The organism is Camelimonas fluminis (assembly GCF_014656355.1).
In the GTDB taxonomy this organism is placed as follows: domain Bacteria; phylum Pseudomonadota; class Alphaproteobacteria; order Rhizobiales; family Beijerinckiaceae; genus Camelimonas; species Camelimonas fluminis.
The window spans coordinates 104,488-111,203 of the sequence record NZ_BNCG01000013.1 but is presented as its reverse complement, the minus strand read 5'-3'; the positions used below and the strand labels follow the sequence as shown (position 1 = coordinate 111,203).

Sequence of the window (6,716 nt, the reverse complement as noted above, 5' to 3'; positions counted from 1 at the left end):
GTGGAACGCGCGCCCATCATCCGGTGGAATCAGTGCCCACCATCCCGTGGAACACGCAGTTCCAGCAATTCGACGAGGCCGGCCGCATGAAACCGTCCTCCTACTACGATCGCGTGGTCGACGTGATGGAGGAGCTGGTCAAGTTCACGTTGCTCACACGGGATGTCTCGACCTATCTCACCGATCGCTATTCGGAGCGCAAGGAAAGCGCCGAAGCGCTGATGGAGCGCGTGAACCTTTCGGCCGCCACCTGATTTGCTCGCCGATGATGATGACGGCTCCGGCCTTCTACGACCCTATGTTGCCAGAACCTCTTCAAGCTGCCGCACCACTGCCTGGCGTTTCTCAGCCTTCAAACCATCGAGGTTTTGTTGCCGCCATCGCACGGCCGGCAGTTCGGCGCCGGCCTCCAGGTTGAGGGCTGGCCAGTCGGGTTCGCCGCGCTCGAACGCCAACAGAAATTGGCGGTGCGCATTGGGCATCTCTCCGACGATGTCGGCAATCAGTGCTTCACGCGCCGCAAGCAGGGTCTCGAGTTCGACCGGTTGTCGCGTCATGCCGACGAAACCTCGGTCAAATTCTACCGCAATATCTTTGCGCCGCACCGCCAGAACTTCGGCCATGGGGCGGTCGTGGCTGATCAGGTAGATGAGGAAGGCCCGACGCAGCGCATCGTCGATGCCTTCATTCGCCAGAAGATCACGCACGTCGAACAGATCGCGTGGATGCTGACGGTCGAGGGCGGCGACAATCTTGCCGGCGTAGAGATCGGGAAACGAGACGATCCGCATTTCGGCAAAGCCGAATTCATCTTCCACGCTGGGGGAGACCGACCGTATGGCGGGCTCGAACACGCAGCCACGCAGGACCGGCGTCACCTCAATCTTGATTTGCGCGCCATCGCCACGGACGACGAGCTTAGTGATCACATTCTCGCGCGAGCGTGACGGAGCGACACGGGAGCCGCGGACTGACTCGGTAATGCGCTCAGCGATGCGCGCCATCGCCGCATTGATCGTTGCAAGCGAGGTCGCGCGGTCCTGCACTGGCAGGTAGGTAAGATCGATATCGACCGAGAGGCGCGGCAGGTCGCGCACGAACAGATTGATCGCCGTGCCACCCTTCATCGCGAAGCACTCTTCCGCAACCACCGAAGGCAGTGTGCGGATCAGTAATGCGACCTGATTTCGGTAAGTGTCCGCAAATGCCATCAATACGCCTCGGCCAGTTCCTTGGGGACAGTGATCTCGTAGGTCGGGTCGTACCTGCCGTCCTTGACCAGCATGCGCTTGCCCGAACCCAGTTCGATTGCGGTCCGGTCGACTTGCTTGAGCCATGCATGGCGATGCCGATCGGCAAAGAAGAAGAACAGGCGCTTCACCTTCACACTGCGGCAGCGGACAAGCAGCTTCTGGAGCCGCCTCGGCGCAAGATCGCTCAGACCTTCCATCAGCACGTCGACCTGATCGAAGCTCTCACGCTGGGGCAGCTCATCGAGAAGTTCGAGAACCGCCCGTTCGGGCGTCGATACCGTCAACGGCCAATCCCATTGCCCCCAGGGCAGAGCGCGCAATCCGGCGTCCTGAAAAGATCCCGCAACTCGCGCATCAGGTGCGCGGTCCGAAACGAGGGAAGGAAAGCTGACATCCTCCAGGTCGGCCCCGAAGAGCGGCGAGCTGTTGTGATACACGAACCGTTCCTTCAGTGGGAGCGTCGTGAGCCAGCTGGGCGGCTTCGCTGGACCGTGAAGATGGATCTCGGAACGATCCTGTGAGAGGTAATGGGCATAGCCTTGCAGCTCGAGGGCTGTCCGGCCGCCAACGGTGAGACGATAGCCGAGAAGCGTCTGCAGCGAGACGACCACCTGCTGCCAGCCAAGCTGTCCGCGAGGGCGCCGATACACTCGGCGTGCCGGCTGCTCGAGCCAGCCAGAGGCAACATATTTGGTGCGCAGCGAGGTTGAGTAGCCTTGAGCGGAAAGCCACGCGGCATCGACGAGCAGGCCCTCAGGCAGGACCTGTTCCAGTTGCTTTAACTTTCCTATTGTTTGCTCACTCATAGTGAGTGTTTTAGCATATTTTCAAACCAAGCGCCAGTTTGAAGATGCCCTGGTTTGCTGCTTTGTGGTTAGCAAATCGGCATAAACGCAAACTGACCTCTTGTCCGAGGCAGGCTGCTCGTTGTGGTCAGCGGTGTTTTCTGCTACAGATTGGGTCAATCTGTGGGACGGCGTTCACAGGGTCGAGACTGGCGATTGACGCCGATTGTCCTTGAAACCCACAAATTTTTTTTCGACCCTTTTTCCCTTTAAAATCAAAAGCGTAACATTTTGACTAGCCAGTAGTCGGTTTTTGCGCGCCCCAAGGCCATAATTATACGTGATATCAACGGCTTAATGTTGGTTTGGACGATTGAGTGGGAGTGATTTGAGTCCGATACGCTTGCGGCGGCCTTTGGTTGCCTGAAAGAAAAGCCCGCATATTTGCGGGCTTTTTGCTGACCGGTGGTTGTCCGGCGGACTTCGTGGCGGTGGCTTCCCACCGCGCAGCCGCCAGGGGCGATAGACTGCTCTTCTGTTCAATGCGGCAGCGGGCGCCCGGGTCCGAGCGAATGAAAGCGGATCCGGCTTCGGGCGCCAACGACCGCCACAGTTGAAGTGGATGCTGGGGCTCCCTATCTGGGGCCTTCAGGATTCACGAGAATATCTTCCCTTATGATTCAGCAATCTGGAAAACGCGCACTGTTGTTGCGCAACCCGCATGCGCGGCGTGGCCAGGAGTCGATCGCACCGGTGCTGCAGCGCCTGGAGCGTGGCGGGCTTGATGTGACAGTTGAGACGTTTGAGGCCTTGCCGGAAATTGCCCGCGATATTGTGCGGCTGCGCGACCGAGCCGATCTGGTGATCGTCTGCGGCGGCGATGGTTCGGTTTCTTCGGCGGCGCTGGCCGCGATGGAAAGTGGCCTGCCTTTGGGCATTATTCCCATGGGCACCGCCAACGACCTTGCCCGCACGCTCAACATACCGATGGATCTGCCGGCCGCAGCCGACGTGATCGCCCAGGGCCAGATGCGGGCCGTGGATGTCGGCACGGTCAATGGCCATGCGTTCTTCAACGTCGCCAGCATCGGGTTGAGCAGCGATCTCGCCCAACGTCTGGATCCTGACATCAAGAAGCGCTTCGGCCGGTTTGGCTATGCGCTGGCGGCCCTGAAGGTGCTGTCCGGCGCATCGCGCTTCCACGCCACCATCATGGAGAAGGGCGGGGCGATCGACGTGGAAACTTACCAGATCGCCGTCGGCAACGGCCGGCACTACGGCGGCGGCAATGTGGTGCAGGAGAGCGCCGAGATCGATGACGGCCACCTCGACCTCTACAGCCTGGAAATGAAGAACCTCTGGAAACTGGCGCTGATGCTGCGGTCATTCCGCTCCGGCACACATGGAGCATGGAGCGAGGTGCGCACCGCGCGCTGCGTTGAGTTTGACATCGTGACGAAAAAGCCCATGCCGATCAATACAGACGGCGAAATCGTCACCGCAACGCCAGGCCACTTCAAAGTCCACCCAAAAGCTATCTCCATATTTGTTCCTGCGGCCTTGTCGCGTTTCAATGCTCAAGCGATGTAATTATATCGTGATTACATCTGGTCGCAGAGTCAGATATTTGGGAGTTCGGGTTGAAGTTATGAGGCGCGATCCAGGGCACTGGCGTATGATGACAATAAAATCTGGCGGCAGGCATTTCGTGGAAACTGTAAAAGGATCAGCAACTGTCAGGGATGTCCGCGCCTGATGTCTGGGCTTCATAAGCTTGCAGGATTGCGTTTTGTAGCGCCATGACGCGTCGATCGCCCCCGCGCAACCCCGCTGCATGGCCACCCCATGTATCGGCTGTTCGGGTTTGCAGCACGCTCAGAAGGCGATCAGGGTCAAAATCTGGTTTTGGATTGCAGAGGATCCGGACAAGTCCGCCAAATATTGCGCTACCATGGGATAGTCTCTGTTCGCCAAAGGCTTCAGCCATGTTGGTCAGGGCAGCCGATGTAACAGCAGGGCCGTATTTGCGGATCGCCTTTGCTATCGATGATGTGAATGCGACGTCGCCCGGACGCCATGCCGCCGACGAGGTGGTTCTGGCAACCCGGAGGCCGGCGTCTGTAACCAGTTGCTGTATCTCGATTGCGTCTTCATCCGCGGCTGTCAGGGCGGCATGGAAGTCGTCAAGCCTGTTAATCGGCTTCCGCGCCCGGTTTGCTAGAATAAACATACGCGCTTCTTCTTCCATGTTTCCATATCTGAAAACACAACACGGCAGTTGCGGAATGTCGCCTCGTTCACGGGCGGCCATCCAGCGATGCTGACCATCGATAATTGTGAGCGCTTCATCCGCGCGTCTGGACACCACCAATGGCGCGCAAAGCCGCCAGTCGAATTTTGCAGCGATACTCATGATCAATCTGCTTGACGCCTCATTTTCTGTTGATCGCTGATATGCGTGGTCGACAGAGAGACGATCCAAATGAATCCACTCTATAGTTGGCAATGTCCCCAGTGGGTCAACATACTTGGCATGATGACCGGCGCTGCGATTTTCCCGTTTCGGGCCTTTCTTTCTGGTCTCGGCGCCAAATTGATGTGTTTTTCCAGGTCCGATATTTGTACTTGCGAGGCTCGAACTGCGCCTGAAATTTTCCATAAATTTGTTGTATTCCTCAGCAGCGCAAACCCATAGATCTCCGCTGCGTTCGATAATAATACTTCCCGGATGAACGCGTATACGCCCCGGCAATGCATTAATTATAAATGTTCCATTTGCCGCAATGTCCCCGACCATATGTGGCGACACCCAGTCTGGTATCCGGGATTTTCCGTGCCTCCAAGTTTGTATTCTGTCTGCATCGACGCAATGAGCAATGTTATATGTCATTGGTTGGTCCTGCTCTGCGAATGAACGAAGGGCTGTCGACGTTATTTGATTGAGGTGAAGAATGAATTGTTTTCGATATAATTACAAGTTAAATAATTTAAATTATTATAAATTGTTTTTCATGCCAAATTTATTTGCTAAAATTGATTCTTAAATCGCGTGGTGAGTGATTTACGCTCTTTTCGCGGAAAGTTGCTTTGGATCAAGGTGATCTGACGGACGATGAAGTCGCTGGCAAAGGCGGCGATGCGCTGGCTGGTGACGTCGTCGCACCGCGTCTGGACGAATTCGGACCCGCCCAGGGAGTTCATGACCTGCTTGCAGCGACCGGCCGGGCGACCGCCTGTTCCCGGCGATGAAGCCGTTGATCGCGTCGGCAACAGTTATGGCCGGCTCCGGCGCGCCGGGTTTGCGCTTCCGGTTTCCCGCTTGGCGATCCAGGCAGAGGCAACGTGCTGCCTGTCAAATGTCTGGTTCTCGCGGTAGACGACTTCGTCCTGGCGTTTGATGACGATCTTCGCCAGATAGGCGATACTGCTGTCAGCGCGCTTTCGCGCCCCGATGGTTCCCATATCGGCATCATATGCGCCGCGCCGGCGTCACATTGTGACGCCGGTCCGAAACACACCCCTGAAAACGCAAAACACACAGCCATACGCATCATGACAGACGTCGCAGGACAGCCAAAAACCCAAGGAACGCCAACGATTCCCGCCAAGCCATCGCCTTGGCGTTTCTGCGTGGCTCCGATGATCGACTGGTCGGATCGGGAATGCCGGTTCTTTCACCGGCTGCTGAGCCGGCGCGCCCGGCTGTATACGGAGATGATCACCACCGGCGCCATCATTCATGGCGATCGGGCGCGGTTGCTGGGGTACAGCCGGCAGGAGCACCCTGTCGCCATCCAGTTGGGTGGCAATGATCCGGCGGCGCTGGCGCAGTGCGCCCGCATTTGCGCTGACCTTGGCTATGACGAGGTCAACCTCAATGTCGGCTGTCCGTCAGATCGGGTGCAGGATGGGGCCTTTGGCGCCTGTCTGATGCGGCAGCCGGAGCTGGTGGGCGATTGCGTCGCCGCCATGAAGGCGGCGGTGAGCATTCCTGTCACCGTGAAGTGTCGCATTGGCGTTGATGACCAGGATCCGGAAGTCGCCCTTGAGGAACTGACCCGCGCCGTCGCCGCCGCCGGCGTCGACGCCCTCATCGTGCATGCGCGCAAGGCGTGGCTGCAGGGGCTGTCGCCGAAGGAAAACCGCGATATTCCGCCGCTCGACTATGATCGCGTCCATCGTCTGAAGCAGACCTGGCCGGATCTCCCGGTCATCCTCAATGGCGGCCTTGTGTCGATCGACGCGGCGAAAACGCACCTGACGGGGCTCGATGGCGTCATGCTGGGTCGCGCCGCATATCAGAATCCGGGGCAACTGTTGCTGGTCGATCCGGAACTGTTCGGCGAGGCGGCGCCTGTGGCTGGCGAGCGCGACGCCCTCGAGGCGCTGCTGCCCTACATTGACGAACGTCTGGAAGCGGGTCTGCGTCTGTCGCAGATCACCCGCCATCTGCTGGGCCTGTTCCCCGGGCAACCTGGCGCCCGGGCTTTCCGTCGCCATCTCGCCACGCACGCCACAAGGCCTGGCGCGGACCGGCAGGTGCTCATCGACGCCATGAACCTGGTGCGGCCTTTCCCGGAGCGCGTCGCGGCGCAGTAGGGCGCTTGCCGCTCCCCCGCAAGGCTGGCAGTCTCCCCGGCAAGCATTGCCCGCAGGCGAGCGCTTTCGCATGCGGGGG

The 6,716-nt window shown here is 58.7% G+C and carries 7 protein-coding genes and 1 pseudogene; 3 read left to right on the top strand and 5 right to left on the bottom strand.

What is annotated here, in order from left to right:
- Window positions 1–254 (top strand): annotated as a pseudogene (locus IE243_RS14580) (hypothetical protein); the annotation flags it as partial.
- A 42-nt stretch (window positions 255–296) separates the two neighbouring features.
- Here the strand turns inward: IE243_RS14580 and IE243_RS14575 are convergent.
- Window positions 297–1,211 carry a nucleotidyl transferase AbiEii/AbiGii toxin family protein gene (locus IE243_RS14575; protein ID WP_191320116.1) on the bottom strand — a complete coding sequence of 305 codons (915 nt, stop codon included), beginning with the start codon at window positions 1,209–1,211 and terminating at the stop codon, window positions 297–299.
- Window positions 1,211–2,059 carry a type IV toxin-antitoxin system AbiEi family antitoxin domain-containing protein gene (locus IE243_RS14570; protein ID WP_047165823.1) on the bottom strand — a complete coding sequence of 283 codons (849 nt, stop codon included), beginning with the start codon at window positions 2,057–2,059 and terminating at the stop codon, window positions 1,211–1,213. Before IE243_RS14570 ends, IE243_RS14575 begins: the two co-directional genes overlap by 1 nt.
- A 654-nt stretch (window positions 2,060–2,713) precedes the next feature.
- On the opposite strand from IE243_RS14570, the gene IE243_RS14565 reads away from it, so the two are divergent.
- On the top strand, window positions 2,714–3,628 hold the full coding sequence (locus IE243_RS14565; protein WP_191320115.1) for a lipid kinase: 915 nt from the start codon (window positions 2,714–2,716) through the stop codon (window positions 3,626–3,628).
- A 136-nt stretch (window positions 3,629–3,764) separates the two neighbouring features.
- Here the strand turns inward: IE243_RS14565 and IE243_RS14560 are convergent, their stop codons facing one another.
- From IE243_RS14560 to IE243_RS14550, 3 genes are all read right to left on the bottom strand, one after another.
- On the bottom strand, window positions 3,765–4,928 hold the full coding sequence (locus IE243_RS14560; protein ID WP_191320114.1) for a DUF6551 family protein: 1,164 nt from the start codon (window positions 4,926–4,928) through the stop codon (window positions 3,765–3,767).
- A 137-nt stretch (window positions 4,929–5,065) separates the two neighbouring features.
- Window positions 5,066–5,239 carry a hypothetical protein gene (locus IE243_RS14555; protein ID WP_191320113.1) on the bottom strand — a complete coding sequence of 58 codons (174 nt, stop codon included), beginning with the start codon at window positions 5,237–5,239 and terminating at the stop codon, window positions 5,066–5,068.
- A gap of 72 nt (window positions 5,240–5,311) precedes the next feature.
- Window positions 5,312–5,500 carry a hypothetical protein gene (locus IE243_RS14550; RefSeq protein WP_191320112.1) on the bottom strand — a complete coding sequence of 63 codons (189 nt, stop codon included), beginning with the start codon at window positions 5,498–5,500 and terminating at the stop codon, window positions 5,312–5,314.
- Between the two features lie 90 nt (window positions 5,501–5,590).
- Between IE243_RS14550 and dusA the strand changes: the two genes are divergently transcribed.
- Window positions 5,591–6,637 (top strand): tRNA dihydrouridine(20/20a) synthase DusA, encoded by a 1,047-nt coding sequence (gene dusA / locus IE243_RS14545; RefSeq protein WP_191320111.1) that lies wholly within the window; start codon window positions 5,591–5,593, stop codon window positions 6,635–6,637.
- Window positions 6,638–6,716: the final 79 nt, after the last annotated feature.